At 73.8% G+C, this 22649-nt stretch carries 21 protein-coding genes and 1 pseudogene; 6 read left to right on the top strand and 16 right to left on the bottom strand.

The annotated features are described in order from the left end of the window. The first annotated feature begins 78 nt into the window (after positions 1 to 78). Complete coding sequence (locus KPF47_RS29345) at positions 79 to 1329, top strand: NAD(P)/FAD-dependent oxidoreductase (protein ID WP_224392054.1); 1251 nt, start codon at positions 79 to 81, stop codon at positions 1327 to 1329. A 61-nt stretch (positions 1330 to 1390) separates the two neighbouring features. Here the strand turns inward: KPF47_RS29345 and manA are convergent, their stop codons facing one another. From manA to KPF47_RS29370, 5 genes are all read right to left on the bottom strand, one after another. Beyond that, positions 1391 to 2602, bottom strand: coding sequence for a mannose-6-phosphate isomerase, class I (gene manA, locus KPF47_RS29350; protein ID WP_224392055.1), 1212 nt, complete (start codon positions 2600 to 2602; stop codon positions 1391 to 1393). A 27-nt stretch (positions 2603 to 2629) separates the two neighbouring features. Beyond that, positions 2630 to 3748, bottom strand: a complete 1119-nt coding sequence (locus tag KPF47_RS29355; protein ID WP_224392056.1) for an SIS domain-containing protein — start codon at positions 3746 to 3748, stop codon at positions 2630 to 2632. Beyond that, entirely contained in the window at positions 3745 to 3948 is a 204-nt protein-coding gene (locus tag KPF47_RS29360) for a Trm112 family protein (protein ID WP_224392269.1), read from the bottom strand. The genes KPF47_RS29355 and KPF47_RS29360 overlap by 4 nt, the downstream gene beginning before the upstream one ends. Positions 3949 to 4058: 110 nt before the next feature. Further along, positions 4059 to 5471: a phosphomannomutase/phosphoglucomutase gene (locus KPF47_RS29365; protein WP_224392057.1), complete on the bottom strand. Its 1413-nt coding sequence runs from the start codon at positions 5469 to 5471 to the stop codon at positions 4059 to 4061. A gap of 64 nt (positions 5472 to 5535) precedes the next feature. Beyond that, on the bottom strand, positions 5536 to 5886 hold the full coding sequence (locus KPF47_RS29370; RefSeq protein WP_020627719.1) for a DUF3499 domain-containing protein: 351 nt from the start codon (positions 5884 to 5886) through the stop codon (positions 5536 to 5538). A 135-nt stretch (positions 5887 to 6021) separates the two neighbouring features. Here KPF47_RS29370 and KPF47_RS29375 point away from each other — a divergent pair, with 135 nt between their 5' ends. Then, positions 6022 to 6507 carry a metallopeptidase family protein gene (locus tag KPF47_RS29375; protein WP_374108914.1) on the top strand — a complete coding sequence of 162 codons (486 nt, stop codon included), beginning with the start codon at positions 6022 to 6024 and terminating at the stop codon, positions 6505 to 6507. 145 nt (positions 6508 to 6652) lie between these two features. On the opposite strand, the gene KPF47_RS29380 is transcribed toward KPF47_RS29375, so the two are convergent. Further along, the gene (locus tag KPF47_RS29380) at positions 6653 to 6943 is read right to left on the bottom strand and encodes a WhiB family transcriptional regulator (protein ID WP_224392271.1); all 291 of its coding nucleotides are present in this window, start codon (positions 6941 to 6943) and stop codon (positions 6653 to 6655) included. Positions 6944 to 7164: 221 nt separating this feature from the next. Here KPF47_RS29380 and KPF47_RS29385 point away from each other — a divergent pair, with 221 nt between their 5' ends. Beyond that, positions 7165 to 7935: a site-2 protease family protein gene (locus tag KPF47_RS29385; protein WP_224392058.1), complete on the top strand. Its 771-nt coding sequence runs from the start codon at positions 7165 to 7167 to the stop codon at positions 7933 to 7935. A gap of 48 nt (positions 7936 to 7983) precedes the next feature. Here the strand turns inward: KPF47_RS29385 and KPF47_RS29390 are convergent, their stop codons facing one another. The 6 genes from KPF47_RS29390 to KPF47_RS29415 form a co-directional block, all read right to left on the bottom strand. Next, positions 7984 to 8514: an NUDIX hydrolase gene (locus KPF47_RS29390; RefSeq protein WP_224392272.1), complete on the bottom strand. Its 531-nt coding sequence runs from the start codon at positions 8512 to 8514 to the stop codon at positions 7984 to 7986. Positions 8515 to 8590: 76 nt separating this feature from the next. Next, positions 8591 to 9940, bottom strand: coding sequence for a coenzyme F420-0:L-glutamate ligase (locus KPF47_RS29395; RefSeq protein WP_224392059.1), 1350 nt, complete (start codon positions 9938 to 9940; stop codon positions 8591 to 8593). Beyond that, a complete protein-coding gene (gene cofD, locus KPF47_RS29400) occupies positions 9933 to 10931 on the bottom strand; it encodes a 2-phospho-L-lactate transferase (RefSeq protein WP_224392060.1) in 999 nt (332 codons plus the stop codon). The genes KPF47_RS29395 and cofD overlap by 8 nt, the downstream gene beginning before the upstream one ends. 18 nt (positions 10932 to 10949) lie before the next feature. Beyond that, entirely contained in the window at positions 10950 to 11885 is a 936-nt protein-coding gene (locus KPF47_RS29405; RefSeq protein ID WP_224392061.1) for a DNA-3-methyladenine glycosylase, read from the bottom strand. An 11-nt stretch (positions 11886 to 11896) separates the two neighbouring features. Further along, a complete protein-coding gene (locus KPF47_RS29410; RefSeq protein WP_224392062.1) occupies positions 11897 to 12967 on the bottom strand; it encodes a sugar phosphate nucleotidyltransferase in 1071 nt (356 codons plus the stop codon). A gap of 37 nt (positions 12968 to 13004) precedes the next feature. Next, the gene (locus tag KPF47_RS29415; RefSeq protein ID WP_224392063.1) at positions 13005 to 13919 is read right to left on the bottom strand and encodes a glycosyltransferase family 2 protein; all 915 of its coding nucleotides are present in this window, start codon (positions 13917 to 13919) and stop codon (positions 13005 to 13007) included. Between the two features lie 378 nt (positions 13920 to 14297). Here KPF47_RS29415 and KPF47_RS29420 point away from each other — a divergent pair, with 378 nt between their 5' ends. From KPF47_RS29420 to ilvA, 3 genes are read left to right on the top strand one after another with little or no spacing between them, the layout of a single operon-like run. Next, positions 14298 to 15953 carry an LCP family protein gene (locus KPF47_RS29420; RefSeq protein ID WP_224392064.1) on the top strand — a complete coding sequence of 552 codons (1656 nt, stop codon included), beginning with the start codon at positions 14298 to 14300 and terminating at the stop codon, positions 15951 to 15953. 31 nt (positions 15954 to 15984) lie between these two features. Next, positions 15985 to 16731 carry a TIGR03089 family protein gene (locus tag KPF47_RS29425; RefSeq protein ID WP_224392065.1) on the top strand — a complete coding sequence of 249 codons (747 nt, stop codon included), beginning with the start codon at positions 15985 to 15987 and terminating at the stop codon, positions 16729 to 16731. Between the two features lie 52 nt (positions 16732 to 16783). Continuing rightward, on the top strand, positions 16784 to 18019 hold the full coding sequence (gene ilvA / locus KPF47_RS29430; RefSeq protein ID WP_224392066.1) for a threonine ammonia-lyase IlvA: 1236 nt from the start codon (positions 16784 to 16786) through the stop codon (positions 18017 to 18019). On the opposite strand, the pseudogene KPF47_RS29435 reads toward ilvA, so the two are convergent. From KPF47_RS29435 to KPF47_RS29450, 4 genes and pseudogenes are all read right to left on the bottom strand, one after another. Further along, positions 18016 to 19009, bottom strand: a pseudogene (locus tag KPF47_RS29435) (IS481 family transposase). The gene ilvA and the pseudogene KPF47_RS29435 overlap by 4 nt on opposite strands. A gap of 250 nt (positions 19010 to 19259) precedes the next feature. After that, entirely contained in the window at positions 19260 to 20483 is a 1224-nt protein-coding gene (locus tag KPF47_RS29440; RefSeq protein ID WP_374108783.1) for an IS701 family transposase, read from the bottom strand. Between the two features lie 78 nt (positions 20484 to 20561). Further along, a complete protein-coding gene (locus tag KPF47_RS29445) occupies positions 20562 to 21443 on the bottom strand; it encodes an IS5 family transposase (protein WP_224392067.1) in 882 nt (293 codons plus the stop codon). Between the two features lie 250 nt (positions 21444 to 21693). Then, positions 21694 to 22551, bottom strand: coding sequence for an IS5 family transposase (locus KPF47_RS29450; RefSeq protein ID WP_224389877.1), 858 nt, complete (start codon positions 22549 to 22551; stop codon positions 21694 to 21696). Positions 22552 to 22649: the final 98 nt, after the last annotated feature.

Consider the following 22649-nt stretch of genomic DNA (forward strand, 5'->3'; position numbering starts at 1 on the left):
TGAACTCACTACACTTTTCTATCGACTTCACCTAAAGTCGTGGTCGACCCACCCGCACTCCCCACTCCGGAGGCCACCATGACCACCCCACCGCACGTCCTCGTCACCGGCGCCGGACCCGGCGGCCTGACCCTCGCCCGCGTCCTGCAGCGCCACGGCATCGACGTCACCGTGCTCGAACGCGAGGCCGACATCACCACCCGCGACCAGGGCGGCACCCTGGACATGCAGCGCGACAGCGGCCAGGTGGCGCTGACCGCCGCCGGGCTGCTGGAGGAGTTCCTGGGCGTGTCCCGGCCCGAGGGGCAGGACATGCGGATGCTCGCCCCGGACGGCTCGGTCCTGCTCGACGAGCGGGCCGCCCCCGGCGAGCTGTTCAACCCCGAGATCGACCGCGGCGACCTGCGCGCGCTGCTGCTCGGGTCGCTGGCCCCCGGCACCGTGCGCTGGGGCACGCGGCTGGACCGGGTCGAGCACCGCGACGACGGCAGGCTCGACGCCGTGCTCGCCGGACCGCCCGGGGGCAGCGGCTCCGGCACACAGGAACGGGTCACGGCCGACCTCGTCGTCGGGGCGGACGGGGCGCGCTCGCGGGTGCGGCCGCTGCTGTCGGCGGCGACACCCTCCTACACCGGGGTGACCTTCGTCGAGCTGCGGGTCACGCCCGCGTCGTTCCCGGGCCTGGAGGCGCTCGTCGGACGCGGGGGGATGACCACCCGCACCCCCGGCCGGGCCCTGTTCTGTCAACGGCTCGGCGACGGCTCGGCCCGTGTCTACGCCGGGTTCCGCCGTCCGCCCGGCTGGGCCGCCGAGCACGGCCTCACCACCACCGCCGGAGTGCTCGACGACCCGGCCGCGGCCCGCGCCGTGCTGCTCACCGCGTTCGCGGGCTTCGCCCCCGAGCTGCGGGAGCTGATCGTCCGGTCCGACGACCGGATCGTCGAGCGGCCGCTGGAGATGCTGCCCGTCGGGCACCGCTGGGAGCCGGTCCCGGGGGTCACGCTCATCGGCGACGCGGCGCACCTGATGTCGCCGTTCTCCGGGCAGGGCGCGAACTCGGCCATGCTCGACGCCGCCGACCTGGCCCGGGAGGTCGCGGCGACCCCGCAGGACCTCACCGGTGCGGTCGCCCGCTACGAGGCGACGATGTTCCCGCGCGCGGAGGTCAACGCGGCCGGGGCGGCGCAGGGGCTGGAGCGCTTCTTCTCCGCGGAGGCGGCCGCCGACCCGGTCGCGGTGTTCGCCGAGGTGATGGCCGAGGTCGGCGCGGCCGGAGCGCACGGCGACGCCGGGGGGACCGCCCCCGCCACGGCCCACCGGACCGCGTGAGCCGGAGCGCGGCGGGCCACAGCACGGCGGGCCACAGCACGGCGGGCCACAGCACGGCGGGCTACAGCGCGTCGCCGGACAGGAAGACGGTGGCCCCGTCCTCGCCGGTGGTCAGCACGGCGCCGCTGTCGGCCGCGGAGAGGAACACGGCCCGGCCGCGGGGCAGCTCACAGGTGACGCCGCCGGCGTCGACCGCGGCGTCGCCGTCGACGCACAGCAGGATGCGGGCGCCGGCGCCGGGCACGTCGAGCTTGTCCCGGCCGTCGGTGACCGCCCGGCGCAGCAGGAACTCCTCCACCGGCACGTCGTAGCGGTGCCAGCCGTCGGCGTCGGGATCGGGGACCGGGATGCGGACCGGCGGCGGCGGGGCGGTGAAGTCGAGGACCCGCAGCAGCTCGGGCACGTCCACGTGCTTGGGCGTCAGGCCGCCGCGCAGCACGTTGTCGGAGTTGGCCATCACCTCGATGCCGGCCCCGGACAGGTACGCGTGCAGGTTCCCGGCCGGCAGGTACAGCGCCTCACCGGGGGCCAGGGTGATCCGGTTGAGCAGCAGCGCGGCGAGCACGCCCGCATCGTCGGGGTAACGCTCGGACAGGTCGAGCGTGGTCCTGGCCTCACCGGTCCACTCCGGGGCGGTGCCGCGCGCCAGCAGCCGGACGGCGCCGTCCTGCAGGGCGGGCACGAGCCCGTCGAGCACCGACTGGGGCAGGGTGATCCAGGTGGTGAACAGCGCGCGCAGCCCGTCGGGGCAGGGCTGGCCGGCGAGCAGCTCGGTGTAGGCGGCGAGCTCGGGCACGTCCAGGGCGCGCAGCAGCTCGAGTGTGCGGGTCGGCTCACGGAACCCGACGAGCGCGACGAACTCGGTCAGCGCGCAGATCAGCTCCGGCTTGTGGTGCGCGTCGCGGTAGTTGCGGTCCGGCGCGTCCACCGCGATCCCGGCGGCGTTCTCCCGCTCCCATCCCTCGCGGGCCTGTTCCAGGCTGGGGTGGGCCTGCAGGCTCAACGGCTCCTCGGCCGCCAGGACCTTCAGCAGGAACGGCAGCCGCCCCTCCCAGCGGTCCCGGCCCGGGCCCAGCGCGGCGACCGGGTCGGCGGCGATCAGCTCGTGCAGCGGGCGGGTGCCCCCGGCGACCGTCGACGGGGCGGCCGGGTGCGCACCCAGCCACAGCTCCGCCTGCGGGTGCGGCGACGGGACGGGCTCGCCGAGCAGCTCGGCGATGACCGTCCGCGACCCCCAGGCGTAGGTGCGGATCGGGTTCTCCAGCAGTTCCACGGGTCTCCCGGTGTCAGGTGCGCGGGGTCAGGTGATCAGGGTGGCGCCGGTCGCCAGGCCGAGGTACACGGCGGCGATGTCGGCGCGGAGGGCCAGCACGCCGGCCCGCAGCAGCGCCGCGTCGCGAGTTCCGCGCGGGATCTCGTCGGCCGGGTGCGCCAGGTCGGCGTTCGGCCACTCCCGGCCGAGCACCCGGCGGCTCACCGCCTGCGGGTCCTCCTCCCCCGTGCCGAGCAGCACCAGCCGGGGTGGCGGCGCGTCGCCACCGGGGGCCGGGTCGTCGAACGGGTCGTGGAAGATGTCGCCCCCGCCGCGCTCGGACAGGTCGACGGCCACGCGCAGCCCGGCCAGGGTGCCCGCCTGGGCGAGCGCGTCGGCGTGCGCGACGACGCCCGCGTGGGTGGCCAGGGCCAGCGCGCCGTGCCGGGCCACCGCGGCGGCGGCCGGGTCGACGCCCCACAGCAGCGGCGTGCGCTCGGCCAGCCGCAGCGCGAGCGCCTTGGCCGGGTTCACGAACGGCTCGTGGGCGGGCTGACAACGCTCGGCCTCGGCGTCGAGCGCGGCGGCCAGCGCCTCGAGCCGGGCCGGGACCTCCTCGCTGCGCATCCCCGGCAGCAGGTCGAGCTCGGCCACGGCGACCAGCGCGACCGTCAGCGCCTGGGCGAACCCGAGCCCCTCGGGCAGCGGGATCCGCGGCTCGACCAGCCGGGCGCGCCCGGCGCCGGCCTGGGCGACCGGCCCGGAGTCCGGCGCGGACAGCACGACCTCGGCCCCGCGGTGCACCGCGACGGCGACCGACTCGGCCAGCTCGGGGTCGGTGGGGTCCGTGGAGTGCGCGACGACGACGTCCAGCGGCCCGATCCAGCCCGGCATCCGCTCGGCGGTCACCACCGGCACCGGACAGCGGTCCCCGAGCAGGGCCGTCACGAGGTCGGCCACCGCCCCGGAGACACCGGGTCTGCGCAGCAGCACCAGCGCCCGCGGACGGTGCCCGCGCAGCCGGTCCAGTCCGGCCTGGCCCGCGGTGTACACCGCGGACCGGACCTGCGCGCCCGCGGTGGCGGCCGCACGCAGGACACCGGTGGTGTCCCGCGCCGCCAGCTCCTCGGGATCGGCCAGCAGCGTGTCGTCGAGCACCCCGTTCACCCGTCGTCCCGTCCGTCCCCCGCCGGCCCGGTACCGGGCAGCGCCTCGTCGAGGAGCAGCACCGGGATCCCGTCGGTCACCGGGAACGCCCGACCGCACACCGTGCAGGTCAGCCGGTCCTCACCCGGGTCAAGGGCCGCGTGCGCGTCGCACGGGCACGCCAGGATCTCCAGCAGCTGGGGGTCGAGCTGTAGGGCCACGGTTCTCCTCGTCATCAGGTCGCGCTCTCGATGCTGCCACCCGGCACCGACACCGCGCGGCAGCCGACCGGGTACGGACGCCATCACCGCAGGTGTGCGGGGCCGCGGGATCAGGCGCGCACGACCGCCAGCACCTCGTCCACCAGGGCCCGGACGGCCGCCTCGTCGGCCGCCTCGACGTTGAGCCGCAGCAGCGGCTCGGTGTTCGAGGCCCGCAGGTTGAACCAGGAGCCGTCGGGCAGCGACACGGTCAGACCGTCGAGCCGGTCCAGCTCGACGCCGTCGCGCGGGCCGAAGAGCGCCTCGATCGCGGCGACCCGCCCGGCCTGGTCGGCGACCGTCGAGTTGATCTCCCCGGAGGCCGCGTAGCGGTCGTAGCCCGCCATCAGCCCGGACACCGTCGCACCGTCGGCGGCCGCCCGGTGCTCGCCGAGCGCCGCCAGCAGGTGCAGCGCCGCGAGCATGCCGGAGTCGGCCTTCCAGAAGTCGCGGAAGTAGTAGTGCGCGGAGTGCTCACCGCCGAACACCGCGCCGGTCTCGGCCATCGTCTGCTTGATGAACGAGTGCCCCACCCGGGTGCGGACCGCCCGGCCCCCGTGCTCGGCGACCAGCTCCGGGACCGCCCGCGAGGTGATCAGGTTGTGGATCACGGCGACGTCGGACTCCCCCGCCGCGTGCGCCCGGGCGAGCTCGCGGGCGGCGACCAGTCCGGTGATCGCGCTGGGGCTCACCGCCTCGCCGCGCTCGTCCACGGCGAAGCAGCGGTCGGCGTCGCCGTCGAAGGCCAGCCCCAGGTCCGCGCCCTCGGCGAGGACCCGCTTCTGCAGGTCGACCAGGTTCGCCGGGTCCAGGGGGTTCGCCTCGTGGTTCGGGAAGGTCCCGTCGAGCTCGAAGTACAGCGGGACGACGCGCACGTCCAGCCCGTCGAACACGGTCGGCACGGTGTGCCCGCCCATCCCGTTCCCGGCGTCGACGACGACGGTCAGCTCCGGGGAGGCGTCCAGCGAGGACAGGTCGACCAGACTCCGCAGGTAGCCCGCGTAGCCCTCGAGCATGTCCTCGGTGCGCACCACGCCGGGGGACCCGGCCGAGGGGACGCCGGTGTCGAGGAAGCGGCCCGCCTCGTCCCGGATCGTGGCCAGGCCGGAGGTCTGGCCGACCGGGACGGCACCGGCGCGACACAGCTTGATGCCGTTGTAGGCGGCCGGGTTGTGGCTGGCCGTGAACATCGCGCCGGGCAGGTCCAGGGTGCCGGAGGCGTAGTAGAGCATGTCGGTGCTCGCCAGCCCGATGTCGACGACGTCGAGGCCCTGCGCGGTCACCCCGTCCGCGAACGCCGCCGCCAGCGGGGGCGAGCTGTCGCGCATGTCCCGCCCGACGACCACCGCCGACGGCGCCGGGTCGTCGCCGGCCACGAGGCGCGCCGTCGCCGCGCCGAGTGCGCGCGCGGTGGGCTCGTCCAGTTGGTCGCCGACGACACCGCGGATGTCGTAGGCCTTCACGATCGCCGAGAGGTCGGGCACGACGCACGACCCTAGCGCAACCGTGTCACCCGTCCGCGCAGGTCTCCTCACCCGAGGGGGCGGCTCAGCCGTCCTCGGGCTTCGGGAGCACCCGCAGGTGCCCGCGCCGGCCGGTGCCGCCGGGCCGCGCCACCACCTCGACCGGCCGGTCCACCCGGCCCGCCTCGCGGACGGCGTCGGCGAGCGCGGTGAGGTCCTCGCCGCTGTGCTGGGGCTGGGCGAACTCGCCCTCGAACCGGACGACCTCCCACCCGCGGGGGGCCGTGAGGTTGTGCGCGTGCCCGGTGCAGAGGTCGTAGGAGTGCGGCTCGGCCTGTGTGGCGAGCGGGCCCACGACGGCCGTGGAGTCGGCGTAGACGTAGGTGAGCGTGGCGACGGCGAGCTCGGTGCAGCCCGTCCGTGAACATCTCCGCACACTCAACACGCCGCCGACGATAGCCCGTCGCCGCCCCGTCGCCGCAGAGCGACGCGCACCCCGCTCGGCGGACGGTCCGCCCGCCGCGGTCGCGGGTCACCCCCGGGTGGGGCGCCGGGGTCCTAGAATGCCCTGGTGCCCACCGCTCGTCCCGAGAACGACCGCCGGTCGCCGCGCAGCCCGCGCCGGCGGGACCGCCGAGGACGCGGCCTGCGCGGCCTGATGTACCCGGTGTCGACGCCGGCCTTCCGCACCCGCGCCGAACGCTTCGACGCCAAGGTGCTGGAGGCGCTCGAACCGATCGAGGCGCGCTGGGGCCCCGAGCTGGTCGACCTCGACCTCGCCGTCGACGACGTGCCGTCGGTCGACCGCACCTCGCCCGACGAGATCGTGTGGGGCACCGGGGTGCTGGCCGACGGCGGCGTCCCGCTGGCGCACCTCGTCCCGGCCGGGGTGGACTCGGCCGGGATGCCGACCCGGGCGCGGATCGTGCTGTACCGCCGTCCGCTCGAGGCCCGCGCGCGCAACGGCGAGGACCTGGCCGACCTCGTGCACGAGGTGCTCGTCGAGCAGGTCGCGGAGTACCTCAACATCGAGCCCGACGCCGTCGACGGCGGTTGAGCACCCGGGGCACGACGGGTGCCCACCGAAGGCTGCCCCTTGACGGGTGCCCACCGACGACGACGGGCCGGTCACCGTGACGGCGACCGGCCCTCGTGTTCGTGTACCCCCCGCGGCTCGGACCGGGGCGGCCTCCGTGCTGCGCTCAGACGGCGGCGCGGCGGAGGCGACGACGCTCCCGCTCGCTCAGCCCGCCCCAGATGCCGAAGCGCTCGTCCTGGGCCAGCGCGTACTCCAGGCACTCGGCCCGGACCTCGCAGCCGGAGCAGATGCGCTTGGCCTCACGGGTGGAGCCGCCCTTCTCGGGGAAGAACGCCTCCGGGTCCGTCTGCGCGCACAGGGCACGCTCCTGCCAGTCCGGCACCTCCTCGGCGGCGCCGTCCTCCAGCAGGCCCCTCAGGTCCAGGATCTGGGCGACCTGGTCGTAGTCAGCCATCTCCTGGCCGGGCCGTTCGACCGGCCCCGCCGGCTCGGCCTCCACCGGCCGGAGCATCCGCATGAACCCCTCGACGTCGTCCACTCGCCCACCTCCCCGCAACGCACTGGCGAATGACACCGCTGTAAGTACAGCGCTGAGACTCGCTCTGTGCAAGCCGGCTCTGCCGATCGAGTGAAGGGTCGCGCGCACGCGTTTCGTCCGGCATGGAGTATGGGTATGTGCCGTCCCTGACCCGCCGTATCAGTCCCTGGTTCCTGTTGATCCTCGGCGTCACCGCCCTCGGTGGAGGCCTCGCCGCCGCCGCGGTTCCCACCCGATCGGAGGCGCTGGCCACCCTCGGGGTGTTCGTCCTGGTGCTCGGCGGCTGGGTGGTGTCGCTGTGCCTGCACGAGTACGGGCACGCCATCACGGCCTACCGTGGCGGGGACACCTCGGTCGCGGCGAAGGGCTACCTGACCCTCGACGTGCGGCGCTACACCGACCCCGGCCTGTCCCTGGTCCTGCCGCTGATCATCCTGCTGATCGGCGGTCTGCCGCTGCCCGGCGGCGCGGTGTGGATCAACCAGTGGGCGCTGCGGTCGCGCGCCCGGCGCAGCGCGGTCTCGCTCGCCGGCCCCGCGGCGAACCTCCTCCTCGGCATCGTGCTGATCATCACGGTCGCCGTGTTCCCGGGGATGCCGTTGCCGGTGGCGGCCGGGCTGTCGGCTCTCGCCTACTTCCAGGTGATCGCGTTCGTGCTGAACATGCTCCCCGTACCCGGCCTCGACGGATGGGGCGCACTGGAGCCGTACCTGTCCGAGCCGGCCCGGCGGCTCGGGGAGCGGGTCCGGCCCTGGGCGCCGCTCGTGCTGCTCGCCCTGCTGCTGTTCGTGCCCGGGGTGAGCGCGCTGTTCTTCACCGCCACCCAGCTGCTGTTCGGCGCGGCCGGCGGGAACCAGGAGCTGTTCGCACTGGGCTACGACACGATGTTCTTCTGGCGGAACCTCTGAGTCCGGCGCACCGCTCCACGGTGCGCGCGTGGAACGGCAGGGCGCAGGTCAGTGGACGGCGGCGACCATCGTGGCGACGGTGTCGTCGTCGGCGGGCAGCGCGTCCACCGGCCACCACCGCAGGTCCAGCGACTCGTCGCTGATCCGCGGCGTCGCCCCCGCGGGGGCGCGCACCAGGTAGCGCACGTCCAGGTGCCGGGTCGGGACCCCGAGCGAGCAGGTGACGGGGTGGACGTCGACGTGCAGCGGGTGCTGCCCGATCTCCAGGCCGTCGATCCCCGACTCCTCGGTCGCCTCGCGCAGCGCCGCCGCGCGCAACGAGCCGTCACCGGGCTCGCAGTGCCCGCCCAGCTGGATCCAGCGGCCGACCCGCGGGTGCAGGGTCAGCAGCGTGTGCTCTCCGGCGGCGTCGAGCAGCAGCGCCGACGCGGTGAGGTGGCCGGGCACGCAGGAGCGGTCGCAGGCGTCGTCCGGGCGTGCGGCGAGGAAGGCCAGCAGCGCCTCCCGCAGGGCCCGCTGGCCCGTCCCCACCGGCTCCCAGGCGCGGAGCTCGTCCGCGGCCACCGGTGCCGCTACCACGCCGCCGCCCCCGGGCCGGGCCGCGTGCCCGGCGCTCCCGGGCGACCGGGCCCGACCGGCCCGGCGCTCGGGCGGGTCACCGCTCGACCAGGGCGTCGCCGGGGTCACGCGGGGTGCGGGGCACGATCGGCTCGACCGGGACACCGACGGCGACGGCGCCCAGCGCCGCCCAGTCGTCCGGCAGGTCCAGGACCCGTCGGGCGACGTCCGCGGCGAAGATCGTCGACCCGACCCAGCAGGACGCCAGTCCCTCCGCGGCCAGCGCGACCAGCAACGACTGCACCGCCGCGCCGCCGGCGACGGTGAACATGTCCCGCTCGGCGGCGTCGCGCACCGGGTCGGGGTAGGCGTGCATCCCCGCGGTGGCCCGGAACGCCAGGACCAGCTCCGGGGCGCGGCGCAGCAGGTCACCGCGGGCGAGTCGGCGCTCCACCTCGTCGGCCGGACGTCCGTCGGCGACCAGGTCGGCGCGCCAGCGCTCGCGCAGCGCGTCGAGCACCGCGGTGCGCCGCGCCGCGTCGCGCAGCCACACGAACCGGAACGGGGTGCTGTGGTGCGGCGCGGGCGCGGTCAGCGCGACGCCCACGGCGCGGCGCACCGCGTCGGGGTCGACCGGCTCCTCGGCGAAGTCCCGGGTGCTGCGGCGCAGCAGGACCGCCTCGCTCCGCCCGCGGGCGATCGCCTCCTCGGTCCCCAGCCAGAACAGGTCCTCGGAGATCGGGCGGACCAGGTCACGGGCCGTCGAGCCGTCGTCGGGCAGGACCGCGCCGCGCACCACCGCGACCGGCATCCCGCCGAGCTTGCCCTTCACCAGGTCCGCGGCCGCGGCGATCTCGTCGGCGACGGCGATCTCGGTGACCACCAGGTCGTTGCCCTGGCCGTCGACGGCGCCGGCGTAGCCGTGCAGGACCGGCAGCCCGGCGGAGCCGATCGCGACGTCGGTCTGGCCGACCCGCCAGCTGCGTCCCAGGGTGTCGGTGACCACGACGCCGACCTCGACACCGAGCCGCTCCCGCAGCCCGGCACGCAGCCCGGCCGCGCTGGCGTCGGGGTCGGCGGGCAGCAGGGCGAGCTCGTCGCGGCGGACGTTGGACCCGTCGATGCCCGCGGCCGCCTGCACGATCCCGAGCTTCCCGGTCACGATCAGCGTCCGGCCCCTCCGGGCCACCACCCGCTCGGTCTCCTGGTCGACCAGACGGCGACGGAGCGCGTCGCGCTCCTGTTCGTCGGCGGGGGCGGGCACCAGCCTGCCCTCGACCTTGGAGAACACCTTGCTCGTGACCACCACGACGTCGCCGTCGCGCAGCCAGCTCAGCCGCTGCGCCAGGGCCGCGGTGAGGTCGTCCCCGGGACGGAACTCCGGCAGCCCGGGGACCGGGAGGATCTCCAGCTTCTGCGCCGCGTGGTCCGGGACGCGCTCAGACACCGACGCCCGCCAGCTCGAACGCGGCGCGGGCCATGTCGGCGGTCGCATCGTGGTCGGTCATCAGCAGCGGTACCTCGCGCACGGTCGCGCCGGGCACGGTCGCCGCGTCGCCGGTGTGCACCAGGTAGCCGTCGAGCAGGCCCCCCTCGCCGCGGCCGCCGTAGTGCCTGCCGACACCCTCGGCGCTGGTCTCGACGCCGATCGCGGTCAGGCAGGCGTCGGCCATCCCCCGCACCGGCGCCCCGCCGACGATCGGGGACAGCCCCACGACCTTCGCGGGCGTCGCCGCGAGGGCCTGGGCCATCCCGGGGACCGAGACGATCGTGCCGATCGACACCACCGGGTTGGACGGGGCGACGAGCACCACGTCGGCGCCGGCGATCGCGGCCCGGGCGTCGGGCAGGATCGCGGCCTGGTCGGCGCCCACCGAGGCGAACCGGTACGCCTTCGGGGCGGCCCGGTGCCGGATCCACCACTCCTGGAAGTGGATCGCGACCTGCGGGGTCTCCTCGACCGCGGCCGGGTCCGGGTTGTCGATCACGACGTGGGTCTCGACGCGGTCGTCGGAGGCGGGCAGCAGCCGCACCCCGGGCTGCCAGCGGTGGCACAGCGCCTCGGTGACCTGGGAGAGCGGGTAGCCGGCGCGCAGCATCCGGGTGCGGACGAGGTGGGTGGCGACGTCGCGGTCGCCGAGCCCGAACCAGCTCGCCTCGGCGCCGTAGGCCTCCAGCTCGGCCTTGACCGACCACCTCTCGTCCGAGCGGCCCCAGCCCTTCTCGACGTCGATGCCGCCGCCGAGGGTGTACATGACGGTGTCGAGGTCCGGACAGACCCGCAGCCCGTGCAGCCAGATGTCGTCGCCGACGTTGACCACGGCGGTGACCTCGTGCGCGGACCCGCCCGACCCCACGGGGGGCAGTCCGAGCGCGTGCTTCACGCCTTGCAGGAAGCGGGCTCCGCCGACGCCGCCGACCAGAACGGTGACCTTCACACGGCGACCCTACGTCGGTCAGAGCGAGCGGTAGTCGCGCGGGGAGAAGCGGGGCCCGAACCGGGGACGCCGGAACCCGGACGCCTCGATGTAGCGGACCGCGCGCTGGCGCTGCGGCGCGTAGGGGGCGAGCACCTCCAGCATCCCGGCGTCGTCGAGGTCGTGGCCCAGCAGCGCCCAGCCGACGGTGTTGGGCACGTGGAAGTCGCCGAAGCTGACCGCGTCCGGGTCGCCCCAGGCGCGCTGGGCGATCTCCGCGGCCGTCCACACCCCGATCCCGCGGACCCGGCGCAGCAGCACCCGGCCCTGCTCCCCGCCCAGCTCGGCGGCCCGTTCCAGCCGGTGGGCGACGACGGCGGCGTGCAGGATCGCCGTCCGCCGGGCGTGGTCGACCCCGGCCCGGTGCCACTCCCACTCGGGCACCGCCCGGATCTGCTCGGGCGTCGGGGGGACCCGCATGCCGGCGGGCACCACCCCGGCCGGCCCCGGCGCCGGCTCCCCGAAGCGCCACGCGAGCTCGCGGAACGAGCGGTGCGCCTCGGTGCCGGTGACCTTCTGCTCCAGCACGGCGGGCAGCAGCGCGTCCCACACCCGGCCGGTGGCCCCCAGCCGCAGCCCGGGCCGGCGCCGGTGCGCGTCGGCGACGAGCGGGTGGTGCGCCACGAACGCCGACGGGTCGTCGTCGGCCCCCAGCAGCGACGGCAGCCGGTCGACCTCCCAGGGCGCGCCGGGGCCCCAGCCGGTCGCCCGCACGGTGCCGTCGGCGCGACGGCGGAGCGCGACGGTCGCGGGACCGGCAGGCGTCGTCGACACCCGCCAGATCACCGCCCCGTCGACCGCGGTGCGCCAGGTGGGGTCACCGCGCCCGCGGCGCAGCGGGGCCAGCACGCCGTACAGGTCGAGCGGGAACGGCGGCCGCCATTCCCGGTCCACCACCACGGCGACCGCGTCCACGCCCCCGATGGTCACACGTCGGGGGAGAACCGGACCCCGTGGGGCGGCAGCGTGACGTCCGGCCACACCCGCATGTCGTGGCGCAGCTCGCAGTGCGCACCGATCACGGCCCGGTCGCCGACCACGGTGTCCCGGATGCTCGCCCCCTCCTCGACGACGGCACCCGCTCCGACCACGGAGTTCTCCACCACGGCGCCGGCCTGCACCACCGCGCCGTCGAACAGCATGGAGCCCTCGACCCGGGCCCCGGAGCCGATCCGGGCCCCGCGGCCGACGGTGGTCCCGCCGAACACGAACGCGTCGGAGGCCACCTCGGCCCCCTCCAGCACCATCGACTCGCCGGTCGGGCCGGGCAGCGCCGCCGACGGCGCGACCCCGCGGACCAGGTCCGCCGAACCGTGCACCAGGTCGCCGGGGGTGCCCATGTCGCGCCAGTAGGCGACGTCGACGTGCCCCTGCACGTGCGCCCCGGAGGCGAGCAGGTCGGGGAACGTCTCGCGCTCCACCGACACCGGCCTGCCCTCGGGGATGGTGTCGATGACCTCGCGGCGGAAGACGTAGCAACCGGCGTTGATCTGGTCGGTCGGCGGGTCCTCGGTCTTCTCCAGGAACTCCAGCACCCGGCCGGTCGGGTCGGTGGGGACGCAGCCGAAGGCCCGCGGGTTCTGCACCCGCACCAGGTGCAGCGTGACGTCGGCACCGGTGCTGCGGTGGGTGTCGGCGACCGCGGTCAGGTCGGTGCCCGCCAGCACGTCACCGTTGAAGATCATGATGTGCTCGGCCGAGAGCTTGCCCGCCACGTTGCGGATGCCCCCGCCCGTGCCCAGCGGCTCGGTCTCGGTCACGTAGGTGAGGTCCAGCCCCAGCGACGCGCCGTCGCCGAAGTGCTCCTCGAAGGTCTCGGCCAGATAGCTCGTGCCCAGCACCACCCGCCGGATGCCCGCCTCGCGGATCCGCGACAGCAGGTGCGACAGGAACGGCACCCCCGCCGTCGGCAGCATCGGCTTGGGCGCCGACAGGGTCAGTGGCCGTAGCCGGGTGCCCTTGCCCCCGACCAGAACGACCGCCTCGACGTCCTGCAACGCAGGTTCCCCCTCAGGTTCTTCTTCTCGTAAGCGCTCAGCCGGTCCGCCGCAGCAGACCCGAACGCACGGCCAGGCCGGTACGCAGGGCGGCACGCAGCGGTGCGTGCACCGGACCGCGGTGGCGGTCGGCCAGGTACCGGTAGGCGCTGCGGTGGTGCTCGGCGAGCATGCGTGCCGACACCTCCGCCTTACCCGTGGACGCTCCGCCCACGTGGACGACATCGGCGCCGGGGACGTACACGTTTCGCCACCCGGCGAGCCCCAGCCGCTCGCCCAGGTCGACGTCCTCGAAGTACATGAAGTAGCGCGGGTCGAAACCGTCGACGGAGTCGAACGCGGTGCGCCGCAGGAGCAGGCACGATCCGGACAGCCAGCCGGCCGCGCGCTCGGTGAGGTCCTCGCGGCTGCGGCGGTAGGCCGCCGTCCACGGGTTGTCCGGCCACACCGGGCCGAGCGCGGCGTGCCCGGCCCCCGCGACCAGCGACGGCACCGCGCGCGCCGACGGGTACACCGCGCCGGAGGGCTCGCGGATCAGCGGGCCCAGCGACCCCGCGCGGGGGTGGCGGCCACCGGCGTCGAGCAGGGTGTCCAGCGAGCCGGGGCCCCACTCGAGGTCCGGGTTGGCGACCACCACCCAGCCGTAGCGGCCGGGCAGCGAGGCGACCCCGCGGTTCGCCGCGGCGCCGTAGCCGACGTTCTCCCCGATCGGCAGGAACGTGACGTGGTCGCGCTCGCGGGCCGCACGCTCCGGCGCGCCGTCGACGGAGCCGTTGTCGGCCAGTACGACCGGCACGTCGGTACGGGTGGTCGCGGCGCGCAGCGAGTCCAGGAAGGTGTCCAGCAGGGCGCCCGGCGAGTACGTCACCGTGACCACGGCGACCTCGTCGCCGTAGGACCGTACGTCGTCGCCCACGTGCCCTCCCCCGTCCTTTTCGTCCACCCCGCGCATGACCCGAAACCTAGTCAGCGGCCGGCGTTCCCCGCCCGGCGGCACCGCCCGGCAGAGCCCGTTCGCGCCCGCGAAGATCACAGACCGTCACCGGGAACGGTAGCGCGACACCCCGACACCAACCGCGGAAGGCCCTCCGAGCAGCGACGACGCGCCGCGCGCCGACGTCACCCTCAAGTCCCCGCCCCCTACGACGACCGGGCGAGCGACCCGACACGCAGGCCCGTACGACCCACGATGCGGGCCCGGATGCTGCACCCTGGTCCCCGACCGGGGTGTCCGGTCCCAGAGACGCACGGGCCGCGCCCGGGTTCACCGGGCTCCCCCGTCCGGGTGAGACGGCGCGGCACGGACCGGACGGACCCGAGGGGAGCGAGCATGGGCGAGGGCTACCGGGACCGCTCCCGCCCGTCGGCCGCCGAGCGCGCCGCCGCCCGGCGGGCCGACCGTTCCGCCGCACCGGACGGCTGGTCCCGCTCGCCCCGCGTCCGCCCCGCCGGCGGCGCCGCGCGGGGCAGGCCCGCGGGACCGGCGGGCTGGAGCCGGGCCGCGACGGCGTCCGGCCCCGAGGAGCATCCGCCGTACCCGGCGCGCGGTCGGCGCACCGGCGGGCGACCGGCCCAGGGGCAGGGGGTACTGGCCCGGCTGCGCATCGCCGTCGCCGTGCTGTCGGCGCTGACGGTGCTGCTCACCGGTGCCGTGTGGACCCTCTACCGCGACGTCACCGGCGGCATCACCACGACGAACCTGCTGTTCGGCGGCTCGGCCGGCGGCGACCAGAACATCCTGCTGGTCGGGGTGGACAGCCGCACCGACGCCCAGGGCAACCCGCTGCCCGCCGACGTCCTGGCCCAGCTGCGCAGCGGCGCCGAGTCCGGTGTCCTCAACTCCGACACCATCATCGTCGTGCACCTGCCCGCCGACGGCGGCAGCGCGACGGCGTTCTCGATCCCGCGCGACTCCGAGGTGTCGATCCCCGGGATCGGCCGCAACAAGATCAACGCGGCCTACCCGCAGACGAAGGCGCTGACCTCGACCCGGCTGGTCGCCGAGGGCGTCACCGACCCGCGGCGGATCGACCAGGACTCCTCCCAGGCCGGCCGGCAGGCGCTGATCGACACCGTGCAGGACCTCACCGGGCTGGCCATCGACCACTTCGCCGAGGTCAACCTGCTCGGCTTCTACAACCTCACCAACGCCGTCGGCGGCGTCGACGTCTGCCTGAAGGACCCGGCGCGCGACACCTTCTCCGGTGCCGACTTCCCCGCGGGACCGCAGACGATCTCCGGGGCCGACGCGCTCGCGTTCGTCCGCCAGCGGCACGGGCTGGCCGGCGGGGACCTGTCCCGGATCAACCGCCAGCAGGTGTTCCTCGCCGCGGTCGCCAACAAGGTCCTCTCCTCCGGCACGCTCACCGACCCGACCAAGCTCGGCGCGCTGGTCGAGGTGATCCAGCAGTCCGTCGTCATCGACAGCGGCTGGGACCTGCTCGGCTTCGCCCGCGAGGCGTCGTCGATCGCGGCCGGGAGGATGGACTTCCTGACCATCCCCACCGGCGGCCCGGAGACCACCGGCGGCAAGGATGTGCTGGTCGTCGACCCCGGCGAGGTCCGCGACTTCGTCTCCCGGCACACCGAGCCCGAACCCGAGGAGTCCGCCGCGCCCTCCACGGAGGCGGCACCGCCGGTCGTGGCCGACGTGGCGAACGGGTCCGGCGTGACCGGGCTGGCCGCTCAGGTCGCCGACACCCTGGGCTGCAACGGGTTCACCCCCGGCGAGGTCGGCAACGCCCCGGACCGCACCACCTCGGTGGTCCGCTACAGCCAGGCCGACGGCGACGCCGCCGCCCGCCGGGTCGCCGAGGCCCTCGGCGGGGTCGGCGTCGAGCAGTCCGACGCCGTCGCCCAGGGCCGGGTGCAGGTCCTGCTCGGGACCGACCGCGCCGACGGCGGCCGGTCGACCTCCGCCGCGGCCGCGCCCGCCGCCGCCCCGGCGCCGTCGATCACCGCGGGCGGGGTCCCCTGCATCGACTGACCCCGGTACCGGCCGACTAGCGTCGGCGGCGATGGACACCGTCTTCGGCTCCGGCCTGTTCCTCACCGACGCGCTGCTCGGCCCGGCGCTGGGCGCCGCCGCGCCGCGCCCACTGGTCACCCACTACGACGACGCGACCGGCGAACGCACCGAGCTGTCCGGCACGACCACCGCGAACTGGACCGCGAAGGCGGCGAACCTGCTGCGTGACGAGGTCGACGTCGAGCCGGGCACCCGGGTCGCGGCACTGCTGCCGGCGCACTGGCAGACCGTCGCGGCGCTGCTCGCCGCGTGGTCCTGCGGCGCGGAGCTGGTCGCCGACCCGGCGGGCGCGGACGTCGTGCTCGCCGACGGGGCGCGGCTCGACGTGGCGCTGGCGGCCGGGGCGGGCACCGTCGTCGCGTTCTCGCTGGACTTCTTCGGCCGGGGCCTCCCCGGGCTGCCCGGCGGGGTGGTCGACTTCGCGACCGAGGTGCGGGTGCACGGCGACGAGTTCGTCCCGTGGGATCCGGTCGACGGCGTGGCGCCGGCCTGGGACGGCGCGACCGGCGAGCAGGTGCTGGCCGCCGCCCGGGAGCGGGCGGACGCCCTCGGCATCACCGCGGGGGCCCGGGTGCTGTCGACGACCGGCTGGGACAGCGCCGACGGCCTGCGGGACGGGCTGCTCGCCGTCCTCGTCGCGGGGGCGTCGCTGGTCCAGACGGTGAACCCGGCCGCCGACCCGGCGACCCTGGAGCGCCGCGCGGAGTCCGAGCGGGCCACCCTGCGTCTGGGGTGAGCGGCGGGGCCGGCCGGAGGTCATGACACCCTGGTCGACCGTGACCCCCTCTGTGAGCGCCCGGGACGTCGACGACGCGGCGGCCCGGCTCCGCGCCGTCATCGGCCCGACCCCGCTGCAGCTCAACCCCCGCCTGTCCGACGCGCTCGGCGGCGAGGTCTGGGTCAAGCGCGAGGACCTCCAGCCGGTCCGCTCGTACAAGATCCGCGGTGCCTACAACCTCATCGCACAGCTGCCCGAGACCGACCGCCTCGCGGGCGTGGTCTGCGCCAGTGCCGGCAACCACGCCCAGGGCGTGGCGTTCGCCTGCCAGCGGCTCGGCGTGACCGGCCGGGTCTACCTGCCGGGCACGACGCCGCGCCAGAAGCGGGACCGGGTCGCGCGCCTGGGCCGCGACGCCGTCGAGGTGCGGGTGGTCGGCAACACCTACGACGAGGCCGCCGCCGCCGCCCGCGCGGACGCCGAGTCCACCGGTGCCACCCAGGTCCCCGCCTTCGACGACCCCCGCACCGTCGCCGGCCAGGGCACCATCGCCCGCGAGATCCTCTCTCAGCTGGCCGACCCGCCGGACGTGCTCGTCGTGCCGGTCGGCGGCGGCGGGCTGCTCGCCGGGGCCATCACCTACCTGCGCGAGCACGCGCCGTCGACCCGGATCGTCGGCGTCGAGCCCGCCGGGGCGGCGAGCATGGCGGCCGCGGTGGCCGCGGGCGAGCCGGTCGAGCTGGGCTCGCTGGACCCGTTCGTCGACGGCGCCGCCGTGCGCAGGGTCGGCGCCGCCACGTTCGACGTGGTGCGCGACGCCGGCGTGGAGCTGCTCGCGGTCCCCGAGGGCCGGATCTGCGTGGAGATGCTCGCGCTCTACCAGTCCGACGGGATCATCGCCGAGCCCGCGGGCGCACTGTCCCCCGCGGCGCTGGACCGGCTCGACATCCCCCGCGACGCCACGACGGTCTGCCTGCTGTCGGGGGGCAACAACGACGTCTCCCGCTACGCCGACATCGTCGAGCGTGCCCTGGTCTTCGAGGGGCGCAAGCACTACTTCCTCGTCGAGTTCCCGCAGGAGCCGGGGGCACTGCGCCGGTTCCTCGACGACGTGCTCGGCCCGGACGACGACATCACCCTGTTCGAGTACACCAAGCGCTCCAACCGGGAGACCGGCCCGGCGCTGGTCGGGATCGAGCTCGGGTCGCCGGACGACCTGCCCGCGCTGCTCAAGCGGATGGCCGAGGCGCCGCCGCACATCGAGCCGATCCCGCCGGACAGCCCGCTGTTCGGTTTCATCCTCTAGATGTGATGTCCAGGCAGGTTGGTCAGGCGGTTGATCGGCGGTAGGCCGTTGGTTGCGCTGTGGGGCCGGTGGTGATTGTAGAAGTGCAGCCAGCCGGGGAGCGCGTCTCGACGAGCGGTTTCGCAGGGGTGGAAGCGGGCGTAGGCCCACCCGTCGGCGAGGGTGCGGTGGAAACGTTCGATCTTGCCGTTGGTCTGAGGCCGGTAGGGCCGGGTTCGTTTGTGGGTGATGCCCAGTTCGCTGCAGGTGTCACGCCAGGCGTGTGAGCGGTAGCAGCTGCCGTTGTCGGACAGGACCCGTTCGACGGTCACGCCGCGGGCGTTGAGCCAGTCCACGGCTCGTCGGAGCACACCGGTGGCGGTGTCGGCTTTCTCGTCGCTGTGGATCTCGGCGTAGGCGACGCGGGAGTGGTCGTCGATGACGGTGTGGACGAACGCTCTGCCGGGTGCACGGCTTGTAGTCGGTTCCCTTGGGCAGTCCGGGAGTGGACCGCTTGTTCAGGGCGCCTTGTCGGCGTCCGACGTAGCGGTGTCCGCCTCCGTCGGGGATGTTGCCGAACTTGGTGACGTCGACGTGGATCAGCGAACCGGGGTAGGGGTGTTCGTAGCGGCGTAGGGGCTCGCCGGTGACCCGGTCGATGTGGGAGAGCCTGTTGATCCGGCAGCGGCGCAGGACCGCGTGCACGGTCGAGGCGGCGAGAGTGAGTCGGCCGCCGATCTGTACTGGTCCGAGTCGGTGGCGCCATCGCAGTCGCACGATCTGCTTCACCAGCGTGGGCGGGGTCTTGGCCGGCATCGACCGTGGTCGGGAGCTGCGGTCGACCATTCCGGGCGGGCCCTCGGCGCGGTAGCGGTCAGCCCACTTTCGGGCGGTGCGAGGGGCGACCATGAACATTCTGGCCGCTGTGGAGCAGGTCCAGTCCTGGTCGACGATCAGACGGGCCAGCCGTAGTCGGGCACGCGGAGTCAGCGCAGCGTTAGCGTGGGTCACGAGGGCCTCCGGTTGGTGAAGCGGTTCCTAGACAGCTCCACTTCACAACCGGGGGTCCTCGCCTGTCTGCGCGACAGGCCGTCATCAGCTCAACCCGGAACAACGTCCCTGGACATCACACCTAGTACTCCAGCCGCACTTCGTTAGCTGAGCTGTCTTCGTCGTCGATAGTGGCTTTCGCGGGCTCGGTGTTGGTGGCGACGTCGCCAGGTCGACCAGGCCCAGCACGGCGCCTGGGTGGGAATGTGGATCAGAGGTGCCAGGAGACGTCGGATCTCGGCGAGGGTGAGCGGGATGAGCCCGTGATCAGGTCTTTTGGGGCGATCGCCGCGGTGACCGAGAGGTAGGCGTGGGCGAGAATAGCCAGGGTGACGTGGCGGTACCAGGCGTCGTAACGCCGCACTTGATAGTGGTCGAGCCCGACCTCGTTCTTCGCGGTCTGGAAGCACTCCTCGATCGCCCACCGCGTGCCGGCGACGCGGATGAGATCGTCGTCGGTGGTGCCGGGCGGGCCGGCGCACAGGTAGTAGGCCAGATCGGGCTCCTCGCCGGCGGAGAGCTGTGTGTCGGTGAGGATCTGACGTCGGACCAGTAGCCATCGGCCCCATCCGGCCGGGGCGTTCTCGGGCGGATACAGCGAGGCCACGGCCCAGTCGTAGAAGCGTTCTCCCTTCACACCCGGACCGGCTGAGCGGCGCTTCCACGCCCGTCCGGGAGCGCGGGCGACCAGGTCGTCGGCCCGTCGTGAGCCGCTGATCTGACAGATGTCGGCGTCCAGGGACAACGGGACGGACTGGCTGCGCGGAACCGCGACGACGTAGCCGATCCGGCGCTGCTCGCACCAGGTGCGGAACTTGTAGTCCTGCCCGTATGCCTCGTCCGCGGTCACCCATCCTGCGGGAACCCCGGCATCGAGGGCACGGCCGAGCATTTCCTTGGCCAGCGTGGCCTTGGTGGCGAACTCGATCTCCTCAGGCACCGCCGCGGCTCGGCAGCGTTCCCGATCACCGGTCCAGGACTTGGGCAGGTAGAGCTCGCGGTCGATCAACGTCCGGCCCTTGCTCGTGGCATAGGCACAGAAGACTCCGAGCTGGCAGTTCTCCACCCGCCCGGCAGTGCCCGAGTACTGGCGCTGCACCCCCGCCGACTTCGTCCCCTTCTTCAGGAACCCGGTCTCATCGACGATCAGCACCCCACCGGACTCGCCGAGGTGCTCGACGACGTAATCCCGCAGGTCATCACGGACACCGTCGACATCCCAGGTCGCGGAGTTGAGCAGCCGCTGCATCCCATCCGGAGTCGTGTCACCGGCGACCTCGGCCAGCGTCCACCCGTTCTTCCCCGCCAACGGCGCCAACAACCCCCGCACATACGCCCGCGCCCGACGCCGCGGTTCCGTCCGGAAGAACCGGCCCGCCACCAGCCCGAACAGCCCATCCAGGCCACCGGCCCACGCCTCGAGATCCTCCTCCACCTGCACAAGATCGAAGCTTAGCGCACATCAACATCACAAACTGCGGCTGGAGTACTAAGAGCGCCCGGCAATTGATGGTTATCGGAGTCGACGGGTCGTGGGTCGGGTTGTCCAGCGGTAGCGGCTGCGGGCACGGTTGATCAGCCGGCGGATCACGGTGAGCGCGGCGGCGAGGTCGAGGTAGAACTCGACGATGATCTTCCGGCGATCGGTGAACCGGCGCAGCTTGCCGTAGCCGTTCATCCAGGAGTGCGTGCGCTCGATGGGCCACCGTCGTCCTGCCTGGATCGGAGCCGGGACCCCCGTGGTCGCGATCTCGCCGGTGAAGCCCAGGGTGTGCAGCAGAGTACGGGTCTTGCCGGAGTCATAGCCGCGGTCCAGGTGCACGGTCGGGAACAGATCACCACCGTGGGCGTCGCGGTGGCGGGGCAGCGGGCCGATCATCGTCACGATGCCGGTCAAGGTCGGTTCCAGCAGGGGCGAGTCATGGTCGTTGGCTCGCGCCGCGACCAGGTGCAGCGGGATGCCCTGGTCATCGCAGGCCACGGACCGTTTCGTGCCCTGCTTGCCGCGGCCGACAGGGCTGCGGCCGGCCACCTCGCCTCCGCCTGGTGCCTTGGTGATCGATCCGTCGACCGCCAGATCGTCAAGATCCAGGCCGAGTATCTGGTCGTAACCGGCCAGCGCGGTGCGGAGCAGTTCCTCGCTGACTCCCGCGGTGGCCCAGTCATCGAGACGGCGGCGGATGGTGCGGTCCGAGCAACCCGGCGTGGCGATGCGTTCGTAGCCACTACCGTGCACCAGAGCGGCAACGACGTGGTCGAACACGACCCGATCAGAGATCCGGCGACGGTGACAGCCCCACGGATGGGTCGGGTCGAACTCGGGCCGGTCAGACCCGATCAGAGCGGCGAACTCGCCCCACAAGGGCTCGATCAGAGATGCTGGCAGCAGAGGCACGGACTCTCCACACGATCATCAGGACATCAGCAATCCCATGATCACTTGCAGGTCCGTGTCTCTACCAACACCGACACACGGCCACCTCTACTGCCGGACGCTCTAAGAGGTCGTTTCAGAACGACTTGTCGAGTTTCCATTGACCCCTCGACGACAGATCAAACGGCAGGTCAGATAGCCGCTTGTCGTCTACAACAGACACGTCGACCTCGTTCTGAAATGACCTCTAAGAGCGCCCGGCGATTGATGGTTATCGGAGTCGACGGGTCGTGGGTCGGGTTGTCCAGCGGTAGCGGCTGCGGGCACGGTTGATCAGCCGGCGGATCACGGTGAGCGCGGCGGCGAGGTCGAGGTAGAACTCGACGATGATCTTCCGGCGATCGGTGAACCGGCGCAGCTTGCCGTAGCCGTTCATCCAGGAATGGGTGCGCTCGACCGGCCACCGCTTACCGACCTGGATCGGGGCGGGCCGGCCCTTGGTGGCGATCTGTGCGTCGAACCCGAGTCGTTCGAGCAGATCGCGGGTCTTGCCTGAGTCATAGCCCCGGTCCAGGTGCAGGCACGGTCGCTCGGGCAGCGGCCCGATCATGTCGTAGATCCCGATCAGGGTCGGTTTCAGCAACGGCGAGTCGTGGTCATTGGCGCGGGCGCTGATCAGGTGCAGCGGGATCCCCGCACCGTCGCAGACCACGGAGCGTTTGGTGCCCTGTTTGCCCCGGTCGACCGGGTTACAGCCGGCGACCTCGCCACCGCAGGGAGCCTTGGTGATCGCTCCGTCGGCAGACAGATCGTCGAGGTCGAGACCGATCATCTGGTCATAGCCGGCCAGCGCGGCCCGAAGGACCTGCTCCCCGACGCCGGCGGCGGCCCACTGGGCGAGACGGCGGCGGATCGTGCGGTCCGAGCAGCCGGGGGTGGCGATGCGTTCGTAGCCGCTGCCGTGCACCAACGCCGCGAGCACGTGCTCGAACACCAGGCGGTCGGGGATACGGCGGCGGTGACATCCCCACGGATGGGCCGGGTCGAACTCCGGGCGCCGCTCTGCCTCGATCAGGGCAGCGAACTCGACCCAGAGGGGGTCGATCAGCGATTCTGGCAATAGAGGCACGGACCCTCCAGGCGACCATCAGGACATCAGCAATCCCATGATCACTTGCAGGTCCGTGTCTCTACCAACACCGACACACGGCCACCTCTACTGCCGGA

Source organism: Pseudonocardia sp. ICBG1293 (assembly GCF_020131355.1).
GTDB lineage: Bacteria > Actinomycetota > Actinomycetes > Mycobacteriales > Pseudonocardiaceae > Pseudonocardia.